This window comes from Dactylosporangium darangshiense (assembly GCF_039537565.1).
GTDB lineage: Bacteria > Actinomycetota > Actinomycetes > Mycobacteriales > Micromonosporaceae > Dactylosporangium > Dactylosporangium darangshiense.
Map to the genome: position 1 here is coordinate 20501 of NZ_BAABAT010000043.1, position 24612 is coordinate 45112.

At 73.4% G+C, this 24612-nt stretch carries 25 protein-coding genes and 1 pseudogene; 13 read left to right on the plus strand and 13 right to left on the minus strand.

Translation table 11 applies throughout. The features are described 5' to 3' along the window. Positions 1–15: 15 nt before the first annotated feature. The 3 genes from ABD901_RS45605 to ABD901_RS45615 all read left to right on the plus strand — a co-directional run bounded on the left by ABD901_RS45605 (position 16) and on the right by ABD901_RS45615 (position 4186). Entirely contained in the window at positions 16–2328 is a 2313-nt protein-coding gene (locus tag ABD901_RS45605; protein ID WP_345137826.1) for an ATP-binding protein, read from the plus strand. Between the two features lie 107 nt (positions 2329–2435). Further along, positions 2436–2918 (plus strand): hypothetical protein, encoded by a 483-nt coding sequence (locus ABD901_RS45610; RefSeq protein WP_345137828.1) that lies wholly within the window; start codon positions 2436–2438, stop codon positions 2916–2918. A 53-nt stretch (positions 2919–2971) separates the two neighbouring features. After that, positions 2972–4186 carry a serine hydrolase domain-containing protein gene (locus ABD901_RS45615; RefSeq protein ID WP_345137830.1) on the plus strand — a complete coding sequence of 405 codons (1215 nt, stop codon included), beginning with the start codon at positions 2972–2974 and terminating at the stop codon, positions 4184–4186. Between the two features lie 47 nt (positions 4187–4233). On the opposite strand, the gene ABD901_RS45620 is transcribed toward ABD901_RS45615, so the two are convergent. Genes ABD901_RS45620 through ABD901_RS45630 form a run of 3 tightly spaced genes read right to left on the minus strand, consistent with a single transcriptional unit; the run spans position 4234 to position 7693 of the window. Next, positions 4234–4689: a hypothetical protein gene (locus ABD901_RS45620; RefSeq protein ID WP_345137832.1), complete on the minus strand. Its 456-nt coding sequence runs from the start codon at positions 4687–4689 to the stop codon at positions 4234–4236. A 19-nt stretch (positions 4690–4708) separates the two neighbouring features. Further along, positions 4709–7243, minus strand: a complete 2535-nt coding sequence (locus ABD901_RS45625) for a BTAD domain-containing putative transcriptional regulator (RefSeq protein ID WP_345137965.1) — start codon at positions 7241–7243, stop codon at positions 4709–4711. Continuing rightward, on the minus strand, positions 7244–7693 hold the full coding sequence (locus tag ABD901_RS45630) for an AfsR/SARP family transcriptional regulator (RefSeq protein ID WP_345137834.1): 450 nt from the start codon (positions 7691–7693) through the stop codon (positions 7244–7246). A 93-nt stretch (positions 7694–7786) separates the two neighbouring features. On the opposite strand from ABD901_RS45630, the gene ABD901_RS45635 reads away from it, so the two are divergent. Together ABD901_RS45635 and ABD901_RS45640 are read left to right on the plus strand one after the other, a co-directional pair. After that, entirely contained in the window at positions 7787–8683 is an 897-nt protein-coding gene (locus ABD901_RS45635; protein WP_345137837.1) for a TIGR03086 family metal-binding protein, read from the plus strand. Positions 8684–8729: 46 nt separating this feature from the next. After that, a complete protein-coding gene (locus ABD901_RS45640; RefSeq protein WP_345137842.1) occupies positions 8730–9599 on the plus strand; it encodes a GH25 family lysozyme in 870 nt (289 codons plus the stop codon). A 2-nt stretch (positions 9600–9601) separates the two neighbouring features. Here the strand turns inward: ABD901_RS45640 and ABD901_RS45645 are convergent, their stop codons facing one another. Next, positions 9602–10951, minus strand: coding sequence for a condensation domain-containing protein (locus ABD901_RS45645; protein WP_345137844.1), 1350 nt, complete (start codon positions 10949–10951; stop codon positions 9602–9604). 149 nt (positions 10952–11100) lie between these two features. Beyond that, positions 11101–11919, minus strand: a complete 819-nt coding sequence (locus ABD901_RS45650; protein WP_345137846.1) for a PaaX family transcriptional regulator C-terminal domain-containing protein — start codon at positions 11917–11919, stop codon at positions 11101–11103. 37 nt (positions 11920–11956) lie between these two features. Here ABD901_RS45650 and ABD901_RS45655 point away from each other — a divergent pair, with 37 nt between their 5' ends. Beyond that, complete coding sequence (locus ABD901_RS45655) at positions 11957–12667, plus strand: VC0807 family protein (protein WP_345137848.1); 711 nt, start codon at positions 11957–11959, stop codon at positions 12665–12667. Here the strand turns inward: ABD901_RS45655 and ABD901_RS45660 are convergent. Continuing rightward, positions 12593–13387 (minus strand): alpha/beta hydrolase, encoded by a 795-nt coding sequence (locus ABD901_RS45660; protein WP_345137850.1) that lies wholly within the window; start codon positions 13385–13387, stop codon positions 12593–12595. The two genes, ABD901_RS45655 and ABD901_RS45660, sit on opposite strands and share 75 nt — an antisense overlap. Before the next feature lie 92 nt (positions 13388–13479). On the opposite strand from ABD901_RS45660, the gene ABD901_RS45665 reads away from it, so the two are divergent. Then, the gene (locus ABD901_RS45665) at positions 13480–13788 is read left to right on the plus strand and encodes a DUF6959 family protein (RefSeq protein WP_345137852.1); all 309 of its coding nucleotides are present in this window, start codon (positions 13480–13482) and stop codon (positions 13786–13788) included. On the opposite strand, the gene ABD901_RS45670 is transcribed toward ABD901_RS45665, so the two are convergent. The 3 genes and pseudogenes from ABD901_RS45670 to ABD901_RS59260 all read right to left on the minus strand — a co-directional run. Next, entirely contained in the window at positions 13763–14932 is a 1170-nt protein-coding gene (locus tag ABD901_RS45670) for a LuxR C-terminal-related transcriptional regulator (RefSeq protein WP_345137856.1), read from the minus strand. The two genes, ABD901_RS45665 and ABD901_RS45670, sit on opposite strands and share 26 nt — an antisense overlap. Beyond that, positions 14905–15672: an ATP-binding protein gene (locus tag ABD901_RS45675; protein ID WP_345137858.1), complete on the minus strand. Its 768-nt coding sequence runs from the start codon at positions 15670–15672 to the stop codon at positions 14905–14907. The genes ABD901_RS45670 and ABD901_RS45675 overlap by 28 nt, the downstream gene beginning before the upstream one ends. Positions 15673–15694: 22 nt before the next feature. Further along, a pseudogene (locus ABD901_RS59260) lies at positions 15695–16141 on the minus strand (AAA family ATPase); the annotation flags it as partial. Between the two features lie 199 nt (positions 16142–16340). On the opposite strand from ABD901_RS59260, the gene ABD901_RS45680 reads away from it, so the two are divergent. After that, positions 16341–16700: a hypothetical protein gene (locus ABD901_RS45680; protein WP_345137860.1), complete on the plus strand. Its 360-nt coding sequence runs from the start codon at positions 16341–16343 to the stop codon at positions 16698–16700. A 199-nt stretch (positions 16701–16899) separates the two neighbouring features. Here ABD901_RS45680 and ABD901_RS45685 read toward each other — a convergent pair whose 3' ends face one another. Continuing rightward, positions 16900–17616, minus strand: coding sequence for a VOC family protein (locus tag ABD901_RS45685; protein ID WP_345137862.1), 717 nt, complete (start codon positions 17614–17616; stop codon positions 16900–16902). 102 nt (positions 17617–17718) lie between these two features. Here ABD901_RS45685 and ABD901_RS45690 point away from each other — a divergent pair, with 102 nt between their 5' ends. Both ABD901_RS45690 and ABD901_RS45695 read left to right on the plus strand, forming a co-directional pair. Further along, entirely contained in the window at positions 17719–19056 is a 1338-nt protein-coding gene (locus ABD901_RS45690; RefSeq protein ID WP_345137864.1) for a protein kinase domain-containing protein, read from the plus strand. 138 nt (positions 19057–19194) lie between these two features. Beyond that, positions 19195–20442 carry an MFS transporter gene (locus ABD901_RS45695; RefSeq protein ID WP_345137866.1) on the plus strand — a complete coding sequence of 416 codons (1248 nt, stop codon included), beginning with the start codon at positions 19195–19197 and terminating at the stop codon, positions 20440–20442. On the opposite strand, the gene ABD901_RS45700 is transcribed toward ABD901_RS45695, so the two are convergent. Beyond that, positions 20439–20975 (minus strand): GPP34 family phosphoprotein, encoded by a 537-nt coding sequence (locus ABD901_RS45700; RefSeq protein ID WP_345137868.1) that lies wholly within the window; start codon positions 20973–20975, stop codon positions 20439–20441. The two genes, ABD901_RS45695 and ABD901_RS45700, sit on opposite strands and share 4 nt — an antisense overlap. 57 nt (positions 20976–21032) lie before the next feature. On the opposite strand from ABD901_RS45700, the gene ABD901_RS45705 reads away from it, so the two are divergent. From ABD901_RS45705 to ABD901_RS45715, 3 genes are read left to right on the plus strand one after another with little or no spacing between them, the layout of a single operon-like run. After that, on the plus strand, positions 21033–21374 hold the full coding sequence (locus ABD901_RS45705) for a PadR family transcriptional regulator (RefSeq protein WP_345137871.1): 342 nt from the start codon (positions 21033–21035) through the stop codon (positions 21372–21374). After that, positions 21371–22264 (plus strand): HAAS signaling domain-containing protein, encoded by an 894-nt coding sequence (locus ABD901_RS45710; RefSeq protein WP_345137873.1) that lies wholly within the window; start codon positions 21371–21373, stop codon positions 22262–22264. Before ABD901_RS45705 ends, ABD901_RS45710 begins: the two co-directional genes overlap by 4 nt. A 10-nt stretch (positions 22265–22274) precedes the next feature. After that, a complete protein-coding gene (locus tag ABD901_RS45715; RefSeq protein WP_345137875.1) occupies positions 22275–23483 on the plus strand; it encodes a cysteine desulfurase-like protein in 1209 nt (402 codons plus the stop codon). Positions 23484–23559: 76 nt separating this feature from the next. On the opposite strand, the gene ABD901_RS45720 is transcribed toward ABD901_RS45715, so the two are convergent. Together ABD901_RS45720 and map are read right to left on the minus strand one after the other, a co-directional pair. Beyond that, positions 23560–23790: a hypothetical protein gene (locus ABD901_RS45720; protein ID WP_345137877.1), complete on the minus strand. Its 231-nt coding sequence runs from the start codon at positions 23788–23790 to the stop codon at positions 23560–23562. Positions 23791–23802: 12 nt separating this feature from the next. Further along, positions 23803–24585: a type I methionyl aminopeptidase gene (gene map, locus ABD901_RS45725; protein WP_345137879.1), complete on the minus strand. Its 783-nt coding sequence runs from the start codon at positions 24583–24585 to the stop codon at positions 23803–23805. Between the last annotated feature and the right edge of the window lie 27 nt (positions 24586–24612).

The window sequence follows — 24612 nt, forward strand, 5'->3', positions numbered from 1 at the left end:
GAAAGGCGGACAAGAGTGCGCGAGGAGTTGGCGGGGCGGTTGCGGCAGCTGCGCGACCTGACCGGGCGTAGCCTGCGTGAGCTCGCCCGTGACGTCCACGTCAGCAGCTCCTCGCTGTCGCGCTACTTCGCCGGGCAGGCCGTCCCGCCGTGGCCGACGGTGGTGGCACTGTGCAAGGCGGCCGGGCGCGACCCCAGGCCGCTGCGCGAGCTGTGGGAGCGGGTCAAGGACGGGCCTCAGACGAGCGCGGCGCCGGCCGCGCCGCCGGTGCGCAACGACCTGCCGCACGACATCAGCGCCTTCACCGGGCGCCGGGCGGAGCTCGACGTCCTCCTCAGCGCCGCGCGGAGCACGTCCGTGGTGGCGATCGACGGCATGGGCGGGGTGGGGAAGTCCGCATTGGCGGTACACGCCGCGCACCGGCTGACCGCCGGCTTCCCCGGCGGCCAGCTGTACCTGGACCTGCACGGGTTCACGCCGGGCCGGAAGCGGGTCGAGCCCGCGGAGGCGCTGCGTGTGCTGCTGGCCGCGCTCGGGCTGCCGCCCGGCAGGATTCCCGACGGGGTTGCCGAGCGGGCCGCGCTGTGGCGCTCGGAGCTGGCGACGCGGCGCGCGATCGTGCTGCTGGACAATGCCGCCGACGCCGATCACGTGCGCGATCTGCTGCCCGGCGCCGGCCAGAGCTTTGTCGTGATCACGAGCCGGCGGCGGATGGTCGAGCTGGACGGCGTACGGCCGATCTCGCTGGACGTCCTGCCGACCGAGGAGGCGGCGGAGCTGTTCGTCGAGTCCGCGGGCGGGGCCAGGCCCGGCGACGTCGGCGAGGTGCTGCGCCGGTGCGGAAACCTGCCGCTGGCCATCCGGGTGGCCGCCGCGCGGCTGCGGCACCGGCCCGCGTGGACGCTCGACACCCTGGTGGAGCGGATGCGAGAGGGCGAGCTGGCGGTGTCGGACGTGTTCGAGATGTCGCTGCGGCAGCTCGACCCCGCGCAGCGGCGGATGTTCGGGCTGCTGGGGCTGGTGCCGGGCGACGACGTCGACGCGTACGCCGCGGCGGCCCTGGCCGGGATTCCGCTGGCCAACGCCCGGTCCCTGCTGGAGGACCTGGTCGACGTCCATCTGGTGCAGGAGCCGGCGGCGGGCCGCTACCGGATGCACGACCTGCTGCGCCAGGCCGCCCGCGCCGACGCGACCGCGGCCGATCGCGTGCCGGCGATCGCCCGGCTGGGCGACTACTACCTGAGCGGCATGCTGGCGGTGAAAGAGCTCGTCGAGATCCTCATCCCCCTGCCGGTCACCGTGGCGCAGCCGCCTCCCGCGCTGCCCGACCTCTCCGGCTTCGACACGGCCGTCGCGTGGATGGACGCCGAGTGGGTCAATCTCGTCGCGGCGTTCTCGCTCGCCGTGGAGCTGCGCATCGACGCGACGGCGGTCGGGCTCGGGCAGTTCGCGTCGATCTCCCACGCGCGCCGCGGTGGCACGGCGCAGCTGCGCCGCTGGCTCGAGATCAGCATGCCCGCCGCCGAACGGCTCGGCGAGCGCCGCGTGCTCGCCTCGCACCGGTACCTGCTCGGCGCCGTGCTCATGCGCGTCGGCCACCTGCAGGAGGCGGCGGCGGAGCTCGAGGCGGCCCGCGTCCTGATGGCGGCGGAGGGCGACCTCGTCGCCGAGGCCATCACCCTGCTGCAGCTGGCGGAGATTCGGCTGTACACCTGCGAAACGGAAGGCGCCGTCGAGCTCCTGCAGCAGGCGGCCGCGCTGCGGCCACCCAGCGAGGCCGTCCGCGTGCGGGTGCGTGCCGGTCTCGGCCTGGCCATGCTGCAGCTGGGGCAGCTCGGCGAGGCCCGCGAGGTCGTCTCGGAGGTGATCGAGACCGCGCGCGGGCTGGACCGGCAGACCGAGCGCATGTGTGTGGACGTGCTCGGCCGGGCGGCACTGGGCCTGGGCGATGCCGGGACCGCCCTCGACTTCGCCGAGCAGGCCGTCGCGCTCAACCGGCTGACGGGCAATCCGATCTTCGAGGCGGCCAGCCTCACGGACACCGCCGTCGCCCTGCGCCATCTCGGCCGCGCGGAGGAGGCGGCGGTCAGGCACGCCGAGGCCGTGCGGATCCTGGAACGGGCCGGTGAGGCGCATCGGACGGTGCGCAGCCTCCTGCCGTACGCGGAGGCATGCCTGGCCACGGGCGACCCGGACGAGGCGGCGCAGCACTTCCGGGCGGCACTCGAGATCGCCGCCGCGCACGGCCTCACCTACCAGGTGCCGGCGGCGCGTGCGGGCCTGGCCCGGGTGTCCCGTCCCGTCCCGGGACACTCGCGCAACAGCTGAGCGCTGGAGCATCAGCGCAGGTCAGCGGGCTTCCGGTCGGATGTACCGCGTCCCGGAAGGCGCGGCGTGGATTGTCCCGGACGGGCCGCGCGCCGAGGCTCTCCGTCATGCACACGACGCCATCCCTGCTCGCCGAGCTGGACGCAATGCCCGCCCGGTGGGAGGTGCAGGGGACGGTCGCCGCGCCCGTCGCATCGGTCGCCGCGCTCCTCATTGCGGTCACCGAGGGCCGGGTCGGCGACGACAACCTGCTGGTACTGGCCAGGGCTTCGGCGGCACGCCAGGGCGCGATGACGGTCGTGGCCGGGTCCGGCGCGGGCGCCTACCGCGCCGAGCTCGCCGGCCCGGTGGAGCCGGTGGAGATCCAGGTGGACCGGGCTCAGTGCCGGATGGCGGTCCAAAGTTGGTACGCCGGGGTGCACGCCGCCACCGCCTGCCCCACCGGCACCCGCGTGACCCATCGCGTCCACCGGGTCTTCCCCGACCACCCGGGGTTCGTGGCCGGGATCGCCGAGCTCGGCCTGCGTGCCCGCATGTCACGCGACCTGCGGCAGGTGCTGGGCGTGATCGCCGACCGGCTCGGCTGCTGAGCAATCCCTCCGTTCGACCAATCCCTCCGCTCAACCAGAAGGAGCACACAATCATGTCCATTTCCGAAGCGGGTCTGCGCCGACTGCGCGAGGTGCTGGCGCGGCATGTCGATTCCGGCCGGATTCCCGGGCTTGTCGCCCTGGTCAGCCAGGGCGACCAGACTCACGTCGAAGCGATCGGGACGACGCGCCATGACGGCGGCGCGCCGATGCGCCGGGACACGATCTTCCGGATGGCCTCGACGTCCAAGCCGGTCGCGGTCTCGGCGGCGATGGTCCTGCTCGACGAGTGCCGCCTGCGGCTGGACGACCCGGTGGACCAGTGGCTGCCGGAGCTCGCCGACCGCCAGGTGCTGAGGCGGATCGACGGCCCGCTGGACGACACCGTGCCGGCGCGCCGCCCGATCACCGTCCGGGACGTGCTGACCTCGACGTTCGGCCTCGGCATGGACATGACGGCGCTGGGCACGCCGATCATGGGCAAGGTCTTCGAGCTGGGCCTCACGCCCAACCTCCCGGAGCCGATGCCGGAGCCGGACGAGTGGCTGCGCCGCCTCGGCACCCTGCCGCTGATGCAGCAGCCCGGAGAGCGCTGGCAGTACCACATCGGCAGCGACCTGCTCGGCGTGCTCGTGGCCCGGGTCACGGGCCAGTCGTACGAGACGTTCCTGCGCGAGCGCATCTTCGACCCGCTGGGCATGAAGGACACCGGCTTCGACGTGCCCGCCGACAAGATCGACCGGCTGCCGCCCCTCTACGCCCCCGACCCGCAGACCGGAGAGTTCCACGTGTGGGACGAGGCCGAAGGCGGCCGCCACAGCAAGCCTCCGGCGTTTCAGGGTGGCGGCGGCGGGCTGGTCTCCACCGTCGATGACTACCACGCCTACTTCCGGATGCTGCTGAACCACGGCGTGCACGGGTCCGAGCGGATCCTGTCCCGGCCCGCCGTCGAGCTGATGACGACCAACCGCCTCACGCCCGAGCAGCAGGCCCCGCGGGACGCCATGGCCCGCAACAACGTCCACATTTCGTTCGGGCAGGGCCAGCACGGCGGCTGGGGCTTCGGGATGGCGGTGCGCACCTACCGCGGCGACTACGCGCCGATCGGCCAGTTCGGCTGGGACGGCGGCAGCGGCACGTCGACCTACGCCGACCCGGCCAACCAGCTCATCGGCATCCTGCTCACCCAGGTCGGGTCGTCCGTTCCGGACCCGATCCGGCTCATGCACGACTTCTGGACCACGCTCTACCAGGCGATCGAGGACTGACGCCGAGCCGGCGGTGGGACCGGGTGACCCGGCCCCATCGCCAACACCTAGCGACTCGGGCCGGAGGTCGGTCGCGGGCCGCATTCCGGCGGGGCGACGGCGACCCCGTGGGCCACGACGTGATCCTGGCCGTCGAGAGCGACCAGCAAGATCTCAAACACGCGGTCGCATTGGAAGCTCAGGATCGGCCCGCCGTCCTTGGACGCCGCGTTCTTCGCCGGATCCGGCGATACCTCGATCAGCAGCGAACGCGAGGCCCGGTCGGGAATCCGCACCGCGAAGAATCCGCTGTCGGCGACCGGCGCGCCGACTGCCTCCCCGCTGCGTGGGAAGGTCACCGACACCTTCCGGGCATCGACGGTCCCGGCCCGGCCGAACAGCAGGTCACCGTGCCGCAGCGTCACTGGAGTCTTGCTGCGGTGCGTACTGCTGGCAGGCCATGAAGGGTAGTTCAGCAGGCCGTGGTCGCGCACGCACTGGGCGTACTGGCGCAGCCTCGCCATCTCGGCGAATTTGAGAGAGTCAGGCGAGGGCGGTGAGCGCCGGGAGGTAGTGGCGGGCGCCGGCCGACTCGGCGGACTCGATCGCGGTGCTCACCAGCGACGGGGCGGACGGGTCGGCGCGGGCGACCGCGAGGGCCGCGGCCGCCCCGCGGGCCTCGTGGCGGCCGAGTGCCGGGCCCGTTGCCAGGGCGTCGGCCACGAGCGGAGCCGCCTCGGCGAGGCGGCCGAGGGCGACGCAGGCGAGGGCCGCGCGGGCCGCCGCCCAGCAGGCGAACAGGTCGAGGTTGGCGGAGTGGGCGAGCGAGGCGCGGAAGGCCTCCAGCGCCGCCTCGGGGTCGCAGGCGCACTGGTGGGCGAGGCCGATCGCGCGCCAGGCGGTGGCCGTCCAGCCGCGGTGGTGCAGTCGTTCGGCGATCGACAGGGCCTCGCGGGCGTCGGTCAGGGCCTCGGCGGGATGGCCGAGCGCGGAGCGGGCCTCGGAGCGGTGCCACAGTGCGTACGCCTGGCCCTCCGGGTGGCCCAGCGTCCGGGCCGCGTCGAGGGCGCGTTCGGTGTCGGCGAGGCCGTCGGCCGGGGCGCCGAGCAGGACCCGGCCGTGGCCGCAGGTCGAGCGCGGGGTGACGGCGCGCATCAGGTCGCCGGAGCTTTCGAACAGGTGCGCGGCCCGGTCGAGCTCGGCGACGCCGTCGGCGATGCGGCCGTGCAGGAAGGCGGCCATGGCGCGGGCGTCGAGGATGCGGGCGGCGCCGCGGGAGTCGCCGGTGCGCACGTACACCGACAGGGCCTCGGCGGCGCGGGCCTCGGCGCGGTCGGGGCGGTCCAGGTTCATGTCGATGACCGAGGCGACCTCGAGGGCCGGTGCGCGGGCGGCGTCGTCGGTGCCGGCCTCGACCAGGGCCAGCTCGGCGAGCTCGGCGGCGCGGCGCAGGTCGTCGGCGCCGGAGTCGAGGGCGGCGAGCTGTGCCAGGACGGCCGCGCGGGCGGGTGCGCCGCCGGGGCCGGGCGGCTGGTCGCGCAGCGCGGCGCGCAGGTCGTCGCGGGCGCCGGCGATGTCGCCGCGGCGCTTGCGGGCCTGTGCCCGGGCCTGCCGTAAGCGCGCCCGGACCGCGGTCTCGGCGGCACCGGTGTCGATCCCGGTGCCCGCGAGCCGTTCGGCCTCGGCGTCGGCCACCTGGTCGAGCGCCCGCTCCGCCGCCACCGCGAACGCCTCGGCCGCTCGCGCCGGGTCGCCGGCGCCGAGCCAATGGCGCGCCTGGTCGGCCGCGTCGGCGGCGATCGTGGCCAGCCGTGCGTGCAGGGACGCGCGGGTGCCGGCGGGCAGTTCCGCCTCGATGACTTCCGCGACCATGTCGTGGGAGGTGCGCCAGCCGTGGGCTCCCAGATGTACCAAATCGGCAGTGGCTAACCCGTCGAGCAGGGCGAGCGTGGCTGGGAGTGGCAGTTGCGCGGCGGCCGCCAGGACCCCGGTGGGTGCCTCGCGGCCCAGGAGGGCCAGGAGCCGGAGCAGGTCTGCGGCGGGGCCCTCATGAACCAGTACCCGCTCGGCGATGGCCCGGCGCTGGCCGGACCGTCCCACCTGGCGGGCCCGGTCGGCGGCGGACGCCGCGGTCGAACGCCACCGGCCGTCCCCGCGGGCCGGCGCGGCGAGGCCCTCGGCGTGCAGGACGCGCAGCACCTCGGCCACCGCCATCGGGGTGCGGTCGGTCTCCGCGGTGATCGCGTCGACGATGCCGGCGTCGTCGACGAGGTCGGCCAGCGCCGCGTCCGGCAGAGCGTCGAGCACCAGTGGCGGCGGTCCGGGCATGCGGTGCACGAGCTCATCGGGGCGGTAGGCAAGGGCCAGCCGCGGCACGCCGCCGAGGAGCCGGACGCTGGTCGGGTCGGCCCACTGCAGGTCGTCGATGATGACCACACGGTCGGTGAGCAGGCGGCGGGCGGCCTCCAGCACCAGGGCGTCGCGGGTCTCGGGGTCGAACGTGCCCGCCGGGGCGTCCAGCTCGGGCAGCAGGTGGGCCAGGGCCGTGCGCAGCCGTGGCGGGAGGGGGTCCGCGGCTGACGGGTCGTCGGCGAGGAGGCGGCGCAGCAGGGTGCGGCCGAGCGACCACGGCTCGTCCCGCTCCGCCCAGCGAGCCGCCGCGAAGAGGGACGGCACCGCCGCCGCGATCGCCTCGAGCAGGCGCGACTTGCCGGTGCCGGACCGGCCGGCGATGCGCACCACGCCGGTTGCCAGGCCGGTCAGGGCCTCCTTCACCAGGGCGTCGCGGCCGACGAAGCGCAGCGCAAAGCCCGTCGGCGCGGGGCCGAGCAGGCGGCGGTGCAGGTCGGCCAGGGCGGGGGAGGGGTCGAGGCCGAGCTCGTCGGCGATCGCGCGGCGGTACCGGTCGTAGTGTGCCAGCGCGGCCGCGCGGTCGCCGGCCGCGGCCAGGGCGCGGACCAGTGCGGCGGCGGCCGCCTCGCGCAGGGGTTCGGCGGTGGCGGCGGCGGTCGCCCACGACACGGCCAGGGCCGGCTCGCCGAGGCCGGCGGCGAGCGTCGCCGCGCTCTCCCAGGCGATCTACCGCGCCTGCAGGATCCGGATGCGGTACCCCTGTGCCCAGTCGGCGTACGTGTCCTCGGCCAGCGGATCGCCGGCCGAGCCGAGCGCCGAGCGGTAGGCGTCCAGCGCCGCACGGCCCTCGAGGCGGGCGGCCCTCTCCAGCGCCCCGACGAAGACCTCGGTGTCGACGGTGCAGGCGGGCGGGCCGGCCAGGGCGTATCCGCCGTGACCGGTGCGGATCAGCTCGGCCGAGCCGAGCGCCCGGCGGGCCCGGTTGACCAGGACCTGCAGGTTGGCGGCGGGGTTCGCGGGCGGGCCGTCGGGCCACAGCGCCTCGGCGAGCACGTCGTTGGGCACGAACCGGCCGGGGCGGGTGGCGAGGATGCGCAGCAGCGTGCGGACCTTGCGGCCCTGGTACGCGGCCTCGCCGACCTCCCGGCCGTCGAGCAGCACGGCGAAGCGGCCCATGAGGCGCACCTGCGCATGAGCCGCTAGTTCGTCGCCAGCTGCCTGCAAGGGCGCGTTCCTAACGTCGAGGCAAGACGAGACCAGGAGGGCACGATGTCCGAGCAAACCAGGTTTACCACCGCGCTGGCCACATTCGACTCCGCCGTGCGGGCGTTGCCAGGCGACCGGCTCGGGTCGCACACGCCGTGCGCCGGGTGGGACGTGCGGGCGCTGCTCAACCACGTGGTGGGGGAGGACCGGTGGGCGGTCGAGCTGCTCGCCGGGCGCAGCATCGCCGACGTCGGTGACTCCCTCGACGGGGACCTGCTGGGCGAGGACCCGTTCGCGGCGTGGGCGGCGGCGAGCGCTGCGGCCGCGGCGGCGGTCGAGGCGGCGGGGCCGGACGCGGTGGTCGGGGGGCCGACGCCGGTGGCGGAGTACCTGCGCCAGCTCGCCGCCGATCACCTCGTGCACGCGTGGGACCTGGCCACCGCCGCCGGGGTGAACCTGCGCCTGGACACGGGGCTGGTCGCGGCGGTCGCCGAGTGGTTCGCGCCGGTGGAGGAGACCTACCGCTCGTACGGGATGGTCGCGCCCCGCCCGCCGCTGGCCCGCGACGCCGAGCCGCAGGCGCGGCTGCTGGCGATGTTCGGCCGGTCGGAGGCCCTCGCCACGGTCGAGCGGTTCCAGGCGGCGTTCGACGCGGCGTTCGACGACAAGGACGTCGACGCGGTGATGGCGTGCATGACCGGCGACTGCGTGTTCGAGTCGACGGCGCCGCCGGACGGCGAGCGGCACGCCGGCGCGGGCGCGGTCCGGGCCGCGTGGGAGAAGTTCTTCGCCGGTACCACGGTGGAACACCGGATCGTGGCGGAGGAGCGCTTCGACGCCGGCGACCGGGTGGCCGTCCGGTGGCGCTACGAGTGGCCGGGTGGCCATGTGCGCGGCGTCGACCTGTTCGTAGTGCGCGGCGGCCTGGTGGCGGAGAAGCTGGCGTACGTCAAGGGCTGACCTTTCCCCGCGTGCCCTGCCCGCGCGGCCGGTGCACACTGGTGGAATGCCGGAGCGTCTGGTCGCGGTGTTGGAACGCGTGCGCCGAATCGACCTGACGCGCCGGCAGCGCCGCGCCCTCGCGTTGGCGGTGCTGGTGCTGTTCGGCGCGGTGTGGGGTGTGGCCTCGGCGCCGCCCGGGCCGCCGCTGCCGCCGCCCGAGCCGCCCTCGCCGGAGGCGGTCCAGGCGATCCTGGCCGGCCGTCCGCCCGGGTTCGACGTCGGCGGGATCGACATCTCCAGCCACGACCACCGGCGGTTCACGGTGCACTGGCCGACCGAGGTGGCCGCCGGCAGCGAGTTCGTCTACATCAAGGCGACCGAGGGCACCGCGTACGTCAACCCGCACTTCGCCGCCGACTACGCCGCGGCGCGCAAGGCCGGGCGGTACGTGGGCGCCTACGTGTACGCCCGCCCCGACAAGGGCGACCCGGTCGGGCAGGCCGAGCACTTCCTGCGCAACGCCCGGTTCACCCGCGACGCGCGGACCCTGGTGCCGTTCGTCGACCTCGAGTGGCCCTACGACGGGGTCCCGGCGGGGCCGTGCTACGACCTCACCCCGCTGCAACTGCGGGACTGGATTCACGCGTTCATCGGCCACATCGAGGCCGCCGTCGGGCGCAAGCCGATGATCTACACGAACACCTACTGGTGGAACCCGTGCACCGGCAACGACGCGTCCTTCGGCTCGTACCCGCTGGACATCGCCAACTACACGAAGAAGGACCCGAAGCTGCCGGCCGGGTGGAGCACGTTCGCCCTGTGGCAGTACATGCCGGGCGATCCGGACCGGGCGCACAGCCACGACCGCGACGTCGTCAACGGCGGCCCGGCCGGGCTGCGCGCCCTGGCCTGGCCGCCGCCGCCCGGCGGGTGAGCTCAGCGGGCGGGCACCGGGTCGAGCGCGGCCTCGACGATGAGGGTCTCCATGTCACGGGCGCACCGCTCGATCGCCTCGGGGGCGAAGCGGTGGGTGTCGCCCCACAGGGTGTACCCGATGGCGTCCGGCACGTCCTCGACGTGCAGGTAGAACGCGCCGTCGTAGGTGGGCTCCCGGACGCCCCAGCGCACCGTGGAGCGCGGGCGGGCGGCGAGGATCTCCTGCGGGGTCGGCGCCGGGCCGGCGCTCTCGTCGCGGGTCTCGCGCCGCCGGTCGTTGAGGTAGCAGGACAGGTCGAGATCGTCGCCGAGGTCGCGGCCGATGCGGGCGACGAGCTCTTGATGCGCGACGGTGTCGTAGTAGCCGTGCTTGTACGCGCCGATCGCCGCGCTCCACGCCCGCGCGACGACCTCGTCGAAGGTGCCGTCGGTGACGTCGATGACGCACACGCCGAACTGGCGCAGGCTGCCGACCGCCTCGGCGAAGCCGGGCCGGAACCGGTTGGAGACCACGACCTGCACGGCGGCCGCGTCGGCGTCGGTGAGCCGGGCGAGGGCCACGGCGTAGGCGGCGAGCAGGATCGGGCCGGAGGCCACGCCGGTGCGGGCGGCGATCGCGCGGACCGCGAGGGCCATGGCGGGGGAGACGCAGACGACCTCCCAGTGGCGCGGCTGTGACGGGTCGGCGGGCGCGACCGGCGTGCCGGCGGGGCGGGCCGGGATGCGCCTGAGCTGCCGTTCCCAGTACCGCAGCGACTTCTCGCTCTGCCGCACCGCCGCCGGTTCGCGCTGCTGGCGGGCGAGCTCCAGCGGCTGTACGCCCTCGACGGGCGAGTCCGGGCGGCCCATGTGCGCGAGGTCGCGCACGACGGCGTCGATGCCGAAGCCGTCGACGATGACGTGGTAGTACATGACGACCACGTGCGTGACCGCCGCGCGGGAGCGGATCACCGCCATGCGCACCGGCCACTCTTGGAACGGGTCGAACATCGTCGTCTGGTAGCGCACGCGGACCGCCTCGGCGACCTCGTCCGGGCCGGCGCCGCCGGGCACGTCGACGATTTCGAGGGCGATCTCGCCGCGCCCGTGCACGACCTGCAGCGGGGCCCCGCCCTCGACCGCCCGCAGCCGGGTGCGCAGCGCCTGGTGGCGGCCCATCATGTACCGCAGCAGCTCCGCGGTCCGTTCGACGGTCTCACCGTCGGCGGCGCGCACGGTGCCGCCGATGTTCATGGTCCGCCCGGTGCGGCGCATGAGGTCCCACACGTCGCGCTGCCCCCAGGTCAGCGCCTCCACGCCGGAGCCCTCGCCCCGGAAGTCGACGACGAGCTGGTTCGTTGCTGGCTCCACCGGCCGCTCCCCTCGGGTCGAGACCGCGCCGATGCTGGGCCCTGGCATCAGCCGCTGTCAATCACCCGGCCACTCGGGCGCCTCCGCCCCACCGGTTGACGTGCGCGATCGCGTGAACGCAACGATGAAAGATTCGAAGCTGGTTGAGGTCACGATGCGTCGAGCACCGCTGTGACGTAGGCCGACGCCGCCGGGCCGTACACCCGCTGCACCTCGCCGATCGCGCGCCACAGCGCCGGTACGGGCCACCCGTCGGGCAGCAGCGCGTCCGGCAGCCGAGGGCTGCGCAGCGTCTCGGTCATCGGCGTCTTGAGCAGGTCCGAATAGCGCAGCAGGGTCTCGGCGCACGGCTCGGGCGGGGCGGCGAGTTCGGCGAGGGCGGCGTTCAGCGTTTCCGTGTGTTCCGCATAGGTACGACCAAGCTCGTCCAGATCCCACGCAATGCGCGCGGCCCGGGCGGCGTCGGCGGCGTCCATTGCCAGCCGGGTGACGAACAGCTGCGCGTCGGCGGGCGGGTCCGCCAGCGCCCCGAGCTGCGCGGTGCGGTCCTCGAGGGCGATGAGCACGCCCTGCTGCAGCTGGCCGTAGCCGAGCCCGACGGCGGCGCGGCGCAGCGCGTCGCGGAAGGCGCGGCTGGACTCCGGCACCTGGTACAGCAGCGCATGGAACGAGCCCGGCCACTCCGGCTGCGCCGCCCGGTCGCCGGCGCGGACGCGGTCGAAGCGCCGCCCGTACTCCCCGGCGAGCCGGTAGCCGGCGCCACGGCCGCGCCGGATGCTCTCCACCTGGCCCTCCTGGCGCATACGCAGCAACAGGGCGCGCGCGGCCGCCTCGCTCAGCCCGAAGTCGCCGAGCAGCCGGGTGAGGCCGACGCCGGGCAGCTCGGCGCGCTGTGCGACGCCGAAGAGGAACGGCACCAGCGACACGGACCGCCCGCCGGCCGATTGAGATGATACGCTTCCGCGCACGTACGTGAGTATATTCGACTAATACGGGGAGGTCGCCATGGGACGGCGCACGAACGTTCTGCTTGGCTGGGTTGTCACGATCGTGTGCAACATCCTGCTGCCCTTCCTGACGTATGCGGTGCTGACCGACCGCGGCATGAGCGAGATCGGCGCGTTGACGGTGAGCGCGGTCTGGCCGGCGGTCGAGGTCGGCGTCCTGTTCGCGATCCGCCGGCGCGTCGACGAGTTCGGCGTGCTGACGCTCATCATTATCGCGCTCGGCGTCGTCTCGTCGCTGCTGCTGAACGACGCGCGCCTCGCCCTGATCAAGGAGTCGGCGGTGACCGGCCTGTTCGGCCTGCTGCTGCTCGGCTCGCTGTTCGCACCGCGGCCGCTGATGTTCTACTTCGGGCGCAAGTTCGCCACCGACGGCACCGCCGAGCGCATCGCCTGGTGGAACGGGCTGTGGCAGTACGAGGGGTTCCGCCGCACCCAGCGCACCCTCACCATCGTGTGGGGCGTGGTCTTCCTCGCCGAGGCGGCGGTGCGCATCGCCCTGGCCCAGGTGCTCTCGACCGAGACGATGCTCGCCGTCGGCTCGATCCTGCCCTACGTGGTGACCGGCGCCCTCGTCGCGTGGACGATTCTGTTCAGCCGCCGCGCCCAGGCTCGGGCGCGGCGCAACAACCCGGCCTCAGCAGACGTGCTCGGCGGCGGCCAGGATCTGGTCGGTCACGGCGTCGGGGTGAGTGATCAGCGTCAGGTGTGACCCGCCCGGCACGGTGCGGATCGTCGCCTTGGCCCGGTGCGCCATCGACTCCTGCGACGCCGGCGTGATGATCTTGTCGGCGCCCCCGATGACGTACCACGACGGGATGCTCTCCCACGCGGCCGCCTTCGACGGGGTGCTGAACGCGGCGGACGCGGCGGAGCGCTGGCTCGCCCACAGCACGTCGCCCTGGCCGGGCGCGAGGTCCGGCCCGAACGAGTGGACGAACACCGGCCGCTTCAGGTACAGGTCCGTGCCCACCTTGTCGAACAGCGTCGCCGGGTCTGCGCCCAATGCGGAACCGGACCCGCTCAGCTCGCCGGTCGTCTCGCCGACCGCGGGCGCGGCGGCGTCGACGTAGACCAGCGCCTTCACGTTGGCGTTGCCGGCCGCCGCATTGGTGATGACCGAGCCGCCGTAGGAGTGCCCGACCAGCACCACCGGCCCGTGCACCGACTTGAGGAACCCGGAGACGGACGCCGCGTCACTGGTCAGCCCGCGCAGCGGGTTGGCCACCGCGCGCGCCGTGTAGCTCTTGCCCTGCAGGCGGGAGACCTCCCCGCTCCAGCTCGACGTGCCCGCCCACGCGCCGTGCACCAGCACGACGGTCGGCTTCTCGCTACATCCGGCCGGTGCCGCGGGGGCCGCGGCGCCGGTGAGCGAGGTTCCCAGCAGCCCGAGGACGATCGCCGAGGCTGCGCCACCAATCGTCTTCTTCATCCGCTGGAAGTACCCCGACCGCCGGCCTTGATGTTCGCGTTGCGCTGCAGGATGTCGCCGACCGTGCTCGGGACCAGTGCAGAATCGCACTCATGACAGAGGAGCAGGCGCGCGTGCTGGCCCGGAGCGGCAACATCGCGGTCACCCAGCTGACGGGCCGGGCCTTCCCGGGCCTGCACCTGCAGGGTGACACGTTCGCCGCCGCCTACCACTCCCTGTCCGAGGCCGCCGTGCGCCTGCGTGCCGAGGGCGTGACCGGCGAGGCGATCGACGACCTTGAGTACACCCTCGGCGAGCTGCGCGACAAGCTTCGCTTCTACGAGGAGACCCTCGCCGCCAACGACATCCGCCTCCCGTACTTCCTCGACGGCGGGGCTACGCCACATGCGGGCGACGGGTGACCATGGCGGCGATCTGGGTGCGAGAGGTGAACCCGAGCTTGGTCATGATGTGGTCGACATGACCCTCGGCGGTGCGCCGGCTGATCACCAGCCGGGCGGCGATCTGCTTGTTGGTCAGCCCGTCGGCGATCAGCGCCGCGACCTGCCGCTCGCGCCGGGTGAGCGGTGAGCGCTCCGGCGGTACGATCGCGGACGCCGCCGCCGCTTCCGTGCCTGCCGGACCCTCCGCGCCTGTGCTGCGTGCCGCTTCGTCCTGCAGCGCCTCGGCGACCGCCTCATCGAAGGTGAGGGCTGCGCCGCGGTCGATGAGCTTGGTGAGAGCGTGCTCGCCGAGCGTCGCACGCAGGTGCGCCGTGCACTCCTGGTGATCGGCACGCAGATACGGCAGACCGGTGGCGCCGACGGCCTGCAGCACGCCCCGGGCCCTGCCGAGCAGGCGGGCGGCCCGTTCCGGGTCGTCGGTCGCGATGACCCAGGCCAGGAGCTCGAGGCTGTAGCCCGTGGCGAGACGGTCATCCAGCTGGACCTTGAGCCGCAGGCCCTCGACGATGAGTTTCCGTGCGCGCTGACGATCCCCCAGCTGCCACACCGCCCGGCCCAGCTGGATCAAGGCCCACGACCACAGCCAGAGATTGCCTTGCGCCCGCGATGCGTCGCGGCTGTGTTCGAAGAGCGGAACGGCGCGGGCGGCATCGCCGGACTCGAGGACCACCTTCGCCATGAACTGCTGGTCCAGGGCCGCCGCCGTGGTGTCGTGCAGCGCAAGATGCTCGGCCCGCGCCCGCTCGAGGTGCGCGGTCGCCTCGGGCAGATCGCCCTCGTTCATGGCGAGCCAGCCGGACCAGGCTTCGGCCGTGGCGTGGTTCGACCGGTCGCCCAGCGCCTCGGCCAACGCCCGGGACTCCCCTAGCAGGCGCCGGGCCGCGGGAAAGTCGGTCTGGTTGATCGCCATGAGGCCGTTGGCCCACAACGCGGCGGCCCGTGCTGGGGTTGGTTCGGTCGCCAGAGCCAGGGACCGTTCGTACCACCGGCGTCCCTCACTGACATGCCCGCCGTGGAAGTACAGCCAGACATCGTCGGAGATGGTCAGGGCGTGCTGCGCCTGGCCGGGTTCGGTCAGGCAGAACTCCAGCGCCGCGCGCACGTTGGCGTCCTCGCGCCGCAGCCGGGCCTGCCACGCGACCTGGTCGAGGCCGAACCAGTGGCTGTGGGCCGCCGCGGCGATTTGCTCGAAGTAGTCGCGGTGCCGGCGCCGCAGTGCGGCCTGCTGCCCGGCCGCGGCGAGCCAGCCGCCGCCGTACTGCGGATGCTCTCCAGCATCCGGTACCGAGGATCGCTGTGGCGCTCGACGCTGAGGATCGACTTGTCCACCAGCGCATCCACCAGGTCAAGTACGTCCTCGGCCATGATGCCTTCGCCCGCGCACACCTGCTCGGCCGCTGCCAGCTCGAACCCGCCGGAGAACACCGACGCCCGCTGCCACAGCGCCTGCTCCGGTGCGGTGCATAGGTCATAGCTCCAGTCGATGAGCGCCTGCAGCGTCTGCTGGCGCGAGGCCGCCGCCCGATTGCCGTGCGCGAGCAGGCGGAACCGATCGTCCAGCCGCTCCAGGACCTGCTCGACGGACATCGCGCGCAGCCGCACCGCCGCCAGCTCCAACGCCAGCGGGATACCGTCCAGCCGCCGGCAGATCCGCGCCACCGTCGTGCCGTTGGCCGGCGTGAGCGCAAAATCGGGGCGCACCGCTCGAGCGCGCTCCACGAACAGGGTCACCGCGTCCGAGGCGGCCAGCGCCTGGTCCGAGATCCAGACCTTGTCGGGCGTCCCACCCGGCAGCTCCGGTGTCGGCAACGGAGGCACCCGCATAGCCTGCTCGGCGGCCATGCCCAAGGACTTGTCGGCTGGTCGCCAGGATCCGCGCCTGCGGCGCCGCCGGCAGTATCACCGCGACGAACCGGGCGCAGGCGTCCACCAGATGCTCGCAGTTGTCCAGCACCAGCAGCAGGTGCCTGGATCGCAGGAACTCCGCCAGGGTGGCCATCAGCCCCCGTACCGAGTAGTCCTGGAACCCCAGCACCGTGGCGACGGTGGGCAGCAGCAGCCCCGGGTCGCCCAGATCGGCCAGCGACACCAGCCACACGCCATCGGGGTAGGCCCGCCGCAGCTGGACCGCCACCCGCAACGCCAGCCGGGTCTTGCCCACCCCGCCCGCACCGATCAGCGTCACCAGCCCGGACTCCGACAGCAACCGCCGCACCTCGGCGATCTCCTGCCGGCGGCCCACAAAGCTGGTCACCTCGACCGGAAGGTTGCCGCTGCGTTCGCGCGCTGAGTTCTCCGCCAAACGATTCATCGGCCGGTCCCGCACTCCGGGCCTGAGATCCCGAATTCGTCTGCCTACGGTCTACGGCGGCCGACCCGCCACGCCGAAGCGGCAACATCCGCCGGAACGCCAACACCGCAGTTCCGCGCGCGTCGATCGCCGCGTTGCGGACCGCCCAACTTCGCTGGCGTTCGGTGCCCGCTGGCACTACCGACGCCGAAGATGCGTAGTGGAACAGGTATTTCTCCCCGCGCCGCGGCGGCATCCCGGCACGAGGCTGGTGGTGTTGCCAGGGCAAGCCGCCGTGGGACCTCCTCAACAGCAGGGAAAGAGCATGTCTGTTCTGTGCGAAGCGTTGTTCGCCTCCGATCTGCAGCCGTCAGAGCGCCCCGGGGCGGTAGAGATCCGCGCCGCGATCACGCGCGCCGTCTCGACACTCACGTCGCACGGGTGCGTCGCCCGCATGGCGCAGGAGTTCGGCGACAATCCCCGCGCCGCGGCCGACCGCATGCAGTGGGTCAGGGACGCTGTCGACCACACGTCTCAGTACCTCGACTTCCGCCGCGATCCACCCGCGGGATGGATATGAGCACCCCGGCAAGGGCGGCGTGCAGGGCCGCCGGGACGCCGGGCTGGGCCTGGCCGCAGCGTTGGTCCGGGGCCACCACGACGGCAGCCTGCGCGCGGCTTGGGCGCCGCCGGCCCTGCCGAATCCGCCGAAGACCGTGCCGCGGCGCATCGGCGGGCGGGGTGCGTGGGGGAGCAGCGCGGCCCCGAAGGGCCGGGCGTCAGGCGGGGTTGAGGCAGAGGCAGAAGGGCTTGCCGGCCGGGTCGGTGAAGACGCGGAACGTCGTGCCGTTGCTCGGCATCTTCGTTGCGCCCAGTGCCACCGCCGCCGCCTCGCCCGCGTCCAGGTCCTCCACGAGGAGGTCGAGGTGGAGCTGCTGCGGATACGCCGGGTCGGGCCAGCGCGGGGCGCTGTAGTCGGCGACCTGCTGGAACAGGACCGGCCGGGCGCCTTCCTCGCCGATCATGGCGATGCCGGCGGCGTCGTAGGTGACGGGCTTGCCGAGCAGCTGGGAGTAGAAGGCGGCGAGCTGCGTTGCGTCGGGGCAGTCGAGCGTGACGCCCATCAGCGTGACGCCCGGGCTGTCGGGCATCAGGCACAGGTCGAAGGGGTGGCCGGCGGGGTCGGCCAGGGTGTGCCAGGCCTCGTTGCGGGCCAGGACCGTCGCGCCCAGTGACTCGGCGTGCTTCGTCGCCCCGTCCAGGTCGGGGACGCGCAGGTCGAGGTGGCCCTGCTGGGGGCGCTGCTGGCCGGGCCAATGCGGCGGCTGGTGGTCGGGTGCGAGCTGGAAGGCGATGTCCCAGCCGTCGGGCGTGCTGAGCGTCACCCAGTCGTCTTCGGCGTTGAGCTCGGTCCAGCCGGCGAAGTTGCGGTAGAAGGCGGCGAGGCCGAGGTAGTCTGCGGCGTCGAACACCACCACATCGAGCTTCCCGACCATGACATTCCCCTCGTGTTGGCTTCCACGGGCACCATATGCCCGGGGTACGACAAAAAACGGACGGGATGGCGAGAACCGCCGCCGCTTGGCAGGATGGCGGCCGTGCCTGCGACCGTGACCCTCATCGTGACCCGCGGCCCGCTGGACGGGCGGACGTTCGAGTTCGCCGAGCGGACCTCGTGCGTTCTCGGGCGCGCCGCCGACTGCCAGCCGCGGCTGCCCGACGACGACGATCACCGGAAGGTCTCGCGGCATCACTGCCTGATCGACATCAACCCGCCGGACGCGCGGATCCGCGACTTCGGCAGCCTCAACGGCACCTACCTCAACGGCAAGCGGATCGGGCAGCGGGAGCCGGGGCAGACGCCGGAGCAGGGCGCGGCCGCGAGCTTCCCGGAGCACGACCTGCGCGACGGCGACGAGATCCGCCTCGGCGACACGGTGCTGCGCGTCGACGTCAAGCGCGACGAGCGGCCGGCGCGGCTGGACCGGACCAAGGTCGTGCCGCGCTGCGTCCACTGTGGAGCCGACGTCGGCGGCGAGATCGGCGGACGCGAGGGCGAGTACGTCTGCGCCGAGTGTCGCAACTCCCCGGACGAGCTGGTCCGCGATCTGCTCGGCGGTGCGGTCGGCGGCGTGCGGTACACCATCGAGAAAGTGCTCGGCGAGGGCGGGATGGGCCGCGTCTACCTGGCCCGCAACGTCGCCACCGGGCAGGCCGTGGCGCTGAAGATGATGCTGCCGGGCGTGGCCGCCGACCCGGACGCGCGGGCCCAGTTCATGCGCGAGATCTCGGTGACGCAGGGGCTGGACCATCCGAACATCGCGCGGCTGCACGAGGCCGGCAGCCACGGCGGCGTGTTCTTCTTCACCAGTGAGTACTGCGCCGGCGGCAGCCTAGCCGACCGGGTCGCGCGGGGGCGGCTCGGCGTCGACGAGGCGGTGCCGCTGATCCTGCAGGCCCTCGACGGCCTCGAGCACGCGCACGGGCAGGGCGTCGTGCACCGCGACCTGACCCCGCACAACATCCTGCTCGCCGCCGACGGCACCGTGAAGGTCGCCGACTTCGGGCTGGCCAAGGCGTTCGACCAGGCGGGCCTGTCGGGGCTGACGCGGACGGGCACGGCGGCCGGCAAGCCGTACTTCATGCCGTACCAGCAGGTGGTGAACTTCCGCCACGCCCGGCCCGCGGTCGACGTGTGGGCGCTGGCCGCGTGCCTGTATCACCTGCTCACCCGCGACTACCCGCGCGACTTCGCCGGTGGCAAGGACCCCTGGCAGGTGGTCCTGCAGACGCAGGCGGTGCCGATCCGCCAGCGCAACCCGGATGTGCCGCGGCCGCTCGCGGAGGTGCTCGACGCGGCGCTGGTCGACCGGCCGCAGATCGGCTTCCCGACCGCGGCGGACCTGCGCCGTGCCCTGGTCGTGCGCGGGCTGTGACACCGGGGTCGATCCCAGATTCCGTCGCTCACGACAAGGAGACGCCGTGAGGCTCGCGATTGTGCGACAAGGACGCGGCCGCGAACTTCGCCGTAACTGACGATTGCCCTTGCGCCGCTTACGAGTAGCGTACCGATCATGTTGAGCCCGATCCCGGCGGGACGCACCGCCGCCATCGCCCTCGCCATCGGGATCAACTACGGCTACTTCGGCGCCGCCATGGCCGGCGCGCAGCTGTACCTCAGCCCCCAGCTCGGCCTGAGCGTGGGCGAGCAGGGGACCCTGTTCGCGGTACCGGTGCTGGGCATGCTCCTCGGCGTGCTCACCGCGAACCGGATCGTGACCGCGGCCGGGCGCCGCCCCACGCTGCTGGTCGCCTCGCTCGTCACCGCCGTGCTCGGCGCCGCCTCCCCGCTCGTGGCCAACCTCGTGTGGATCGACGGCACGCGCCTGCTCATCGGCATCGCGATGGGCGTCGTGACCGTCGTCGTGCCCGTCTACATCGCCGAGGCCGCACCGCCTGACGTGCGCGGCCGGATCGCGGTGCTGTATCAGGTCGCCATCGTCGGCGGGATCGTCGCCGCGTTCGTCGTCGCCTACGCCCTCGCGCCGAGCGGCCTGTGGCGGGTCATGCTCGCCGTCACCGCGCCGGCCGCCACCGTCTGCGTAGCCCTGCTCGTCAGGGCGCCCGACACCGTCCCCGGCGCGCGGCGCACTGCGGGCCCGAGCGTCTTCGCCGAGCTGTTCGGCCGGCGGTACCGCCCGGTGACCACGTTCGTCATCCTCCTCGGCGCGCTCGTGCAGCTCACCGGGGTCAGCGCGGTGGGCAACTTCGCGCCGCGCATCTTCGAGGGCATGGGCTTCCGCGGCCCGTTCGCCCTGCTCATCCTGCCCGCGATCGTGCAGGTCAGCGGCCTGCTGGCGGCCCTGGCCTCGTCTTCGGCGGTCGAGCGGCTGGGCCGTCGCGCCACACTGCTCGGCGGTACGGCGGTCCTCGCCGCCGGCCACGCGCTGCTGGTTGCCGCCTTCGCCACGCAGCGGGGCGGGACGGTGCTGGGCCTGGCCGGGCTGCTGCTGTTCACCGTGGGCTTCAACGCCGGCCTGGGCTCGCTGCTGTGGATCTATGCCTCCGAGGGGTACACCGACCGCCTCCGCGGCGCCGGCGCCACCGCCCTGCTGCTGCCCAACCTCGCCGTCAACTTCGTCCTCGCGCAGTTCTTCCTGGGCGCCCTGGGCACGCTGGGCGGCGCGCGCACGTTCGCCGTCCTGCTGGCCGTGTCGGTGATCGCCTGGCTGTACCTGTTCCGCCGCGCACCGGAGACCCGCGGGCGCACCCTCGAGGAGATCCACGAGTACTGGCAGAACGGCCGCACCTGGGCCGGTTAGTCGACGCCGATCCGGGTCGCCCGGCGGACGGTGTCGATGACCCACGCGTCCTCGGCCGGCTCGCGGCCCAGCGCGTGGAGCAGCCCGGCGAGCAGGCGGTCGCGCCGGCTCTCCGGTTCGCGCAGCCGCTCGATCACCTCGGCGCGGCCGGGATGGCCCTCGGCGAGGCGGGTCAGGTCGGTGCGCCACCACAGCCGGCGGTGTCGTTCGTGCCGCAGCGCCCCGCCGGCCAGCAGCGCGTCGCGGGCGTGCGCGTAGGCGCGCGGCGCCCAGCCGTGCACCCACACGGCGGCGCCGTCGCCCATGGCAGCCGTGTCGGCGAGCATCGCGTCGAGCAGCGGATGGCCGATCGGATCCGCGCCGCCGGTGCGCCGTAGTCCCTTGGCGTGCGGCGCGACCCGGCCCGCCAGGACCAGCTCGCCGAGCGCGGCGCCGGCGACCCGGACGGCCAGCACGCCGCCGTGCCACCCGAACGGCCGGTCGGCGGGGTGTGCGGCCAGCAGCAGCTCCTCGGGGAGGACCGGCCCAGCCATGTCGGTTACCGTACAGCGCTCTCCATGTGCTGTGTGCCGCATGGTACTGTGTGGCGCATGGCAAACGATGTCTTCGACAAGCTCGAGCAGGAGCTGCGCCGCGGCGTCGTCGTGCTGGCGGTGCTCTCCCAGCTGCGCGAGCCGCGCTACGGCTACGAGCTGCGGCAGTCCCTCATCGAGCGGGGCCTGCCGATCGAGGAGGGCACGCTCTACCCGCTGTTGCGCCGCCTGGAGGCGCAGGGCGTGCTGGGCAGCGAGTGGCGCACCGCGGAGGGCAAGCCGCGGCGGTACTACGGGCTCAGCGGCGAGGGCCGGGCGCTGTACGAGCGGCTGACCGGCACCTGGCGCGGCCTCAACGAGGCGATGGAGCTACTCATGGAGAGCGAGACGACGCCATGACGGCGGACCAGCTCATCGATCGATACGTGGCCGACGTCGTCGGCCTCCTCCCGCGCCGGCAGCGCCCCGACGTGGCGCTCGAGCTGCGCGCACTGCTGTCCGAGCAGGCCGCCGACCTGGACGGCGAGCCCGCCGTGCGCGAGATGCTGCGCCGCTTCGGTCACCCGGCCGAGGTCGCGGCCCGATACGGCACGCCGGTCGCCCTCATCGACCCCGTCGACACCCGCCGCTTTCTCACCCTCGCGGTGGGCGGCGCGATCGTCATCCAGCTCGGCGCCGTCCTGGCCGAGCTCATCCGCGCCGACCGCGACCTGGGCCGCGCCGCCGACGAGGCCTGGCCCGTCGTCTTCGGCTGGCTGGGCCTGCTCTTCGCGGGCTTCGCCCTCGCCGCCTGGCTGCGGCGCCGCCGCCCGCCGACGTGGCACCCCCGCCCCCTGCCGACCGACCGCGTGAACCGCGCCGGCCGCGCCGCCGCGGTGGCGTTCTTCGTGGCCGGCACCCTGGTCCTGCTCGACCCCGACGCCGCACTGCGCCTGGCCACGGGCGGGCGGGCGACGCAGCCCGCGCTCGACGCGTTCGCCTATGACGAGGGCTTCGTGCGGTACCGCGGACCGATCCTCCTCGCCGTGGTCCTCGCCGGCATCGCGATCCAGACCACGCTGCTGTGGCTGGGCCGCTGGCGCCCGACGGTGCGCACCGCCGACCTGGTACACAGCCTCGCCGTCTGCGCCGTGCTCACCTGGGTCATCGGCTCGGGCCCGATCTTCACCGCGGCACCGACCGACCGGTCGATGAAGGGCGCAATCGCCGTCATCATCCTGGCCACGCTCATCGAACTGGCCTGGCGCGCCCGACGGCTGAGCGTCGCGCACGCCCTGCGCCATCGTTAAGATCCTTCACGTGTCATACGACGTAGCCGCCCTGCGCGACCAGTTCCCCGCCTTGCGGGGCGGCACCGCGTACTTCGACGGTCCAGGCGGCACGCAGACCCCGCGCGCGGTCGGCGCCGCCATCGCCGACACGCTCACGGGCCCGCTGTCCAACCGGGGCCTGACCAGCGACTCGCAGCTGCGCGCCGACCGAGCCGTCGAGCAGTTCCGCCTCGCCTACGCCGACTTCCTCGGCGCCGAGCCGGGCGGCATCGTGTACGGCCGCAGCGCCACCCAGCTCACCTACGACCTGTCCCGCGCGATCGCCAAGACCTGGCACCCCGGCGACGAGGTCGTCGTGTCCCGCCTGGACCACGACTGCAACGTCCGCCCGTGGGTCCAGGCCGCCGAGTCCGCCGGTGCGACCGTGCGCTGGATCGACTTCGACCCGGCCACCTCCGAGGTCGACCCGGCGAGCGTCAGCGCGGCGATCACCGAGCGCACCCGCCTCGTCGCGATCGCCGGCGCGTCGAACCTGATCGGCACCCGCCCACCGGTCCGCGCGATCGCCGACGCCGCGCACGCGGTGGGCGCCCTGGTCTACGTCGACGGCGTCCACTACGCCGCCCACGTCTTCGTCGACGTGGCCGCGCTCGGCGCCGACCTGTTCGTCTGCTCGCCGTACAAGCTGCTGGGCCCGCACTGCGGCGTGCTGGCGGCGGCCCCCTCGCTGCTCGAGTCGCTGTGGCCGGACAAGCTCCTGCCGGCGACGGACGAGGTGCCGGAGCGCTTCGAGCTCGGCACCCTGCCGTACGAGATCATGGCCGGCGCCACCGCGGCCGTCGACTTCCTGGCCGGGATCGTTGCCTCGCCCGGTGGCGACCGCCGCTCCCGCTTGGCCGCGTCGTACGCCGCGATCGAGGCCCACGAGGCCCGGCTCCTGCGCCTGCTCGAAGACGGGTTCGCTGCGCTCGGAGCGCAGGTGGTGGTCCATTCGCGGGCCGCTTCGCGGACTCCGACGCTGCTGCTGTCGCTGCCGGGCCGCAAGACCTGGGACGCGTTTCAGTTCCTGGCCCGGCGCGACGTGCTGGCCCCGGCGGGTTCGTTCTACGCCTATGAGCCGTTCCGACGCCTGGCCCTGCCGGACGAGCACGGCCTGCGCCTGGGCCTTGCCCCGTACACCAACGACGACGACATCACGCGCGCCGTCGATGGCCTGGCCGCCTTCCTCACTGCCTGAGCGCATTACGGTAGCGACATGTACGAATTGAAAACGGTGCCCGACGCATGCCAGGTGTGGTGTGTCGGTGCCGTGATCATCGATGCCCGTGGACGGGCATTTCTGCAACGGCCTGCGTGCCGGACGGACGAAACGCCGAGCTCTCGGTCAGGACGAGCACGACCGGGGCGTACGCAAGCAGTGAGCCGAGCGATGCCAGCCAGACGAACGCCGTGGGGTCGTACCGCGACAGGCGTTTGCTCAACAGGCTCCAGCACGCGTGGATGAGTGCCGCAGACAACGCCAGCGCAATGGGCAGAAGTTGCACAGCTGCGGTGGGTCAGGAGGCTGCGTGCGTGGGGCGCCCGGTCAGGACCTGGGGGCCGGAAGCCGTGATGGCGACGGTGTGTTCGGAGTGGGCGGTGCGGGAGCCGTCGGCGGAGCGGATCGTCCAGCCGTCGTCGTCATACTTGATCTTGTCGGTGGAGCGGCAGAACCAGGGCTCGATGGCAATGGTGAGGCCGGGCTCGAGTTTCATGCCGCGGCGGGCGCGGCCGTTGTTGGCGACGTGCGGGGCCTCGTGCATGGTGCGGCCGATGCCGTGGCCGCCGAACTCGGCGTTGACGCCGTAGCCGTAGGAGTGGGCGACCTCGCCGATCGCGGCGGAGACGTCGCCGAGGCGGCCGCCGGGCTGGGCGGCGGTGATGGCGGCCGCCAGGGCGACCTCGGTGGCCTCGATCAGCCTCAGGTCGGCCGGGTCGGGGGTGCCGACGATGACAGAGAGTGCGGAGTCGGCGGCCCAGCCGTCGATGCCGACCGCCATGTCGATGCTGAGCAGGTCACCGTCCCGCAACACGTAGTCGTGCGGCAGGCCGTGCAGCACCGCGTCGTTGACCGACAGGCACAGCACGTTGCGGAACGGGCCGCGGCCGAACGACGGGGCGTAGTCCCAGTAGCATGATTCGGCGCCGCGTTCCTTGATCCGGCGGCGGGCGTGGTGCTCGAGGTCCATCAGGTTCACGCCGACCGCGGCGACACCGCTCAGCTCGGCGAGCAGCTCGCCGACGAACTGGCCGGCCACCGCCATCCGGCCGATCTCCTCGGCGGACTTGAGCTCGATCACGACAGCCTCCCCTTCCGGTTGTGGATA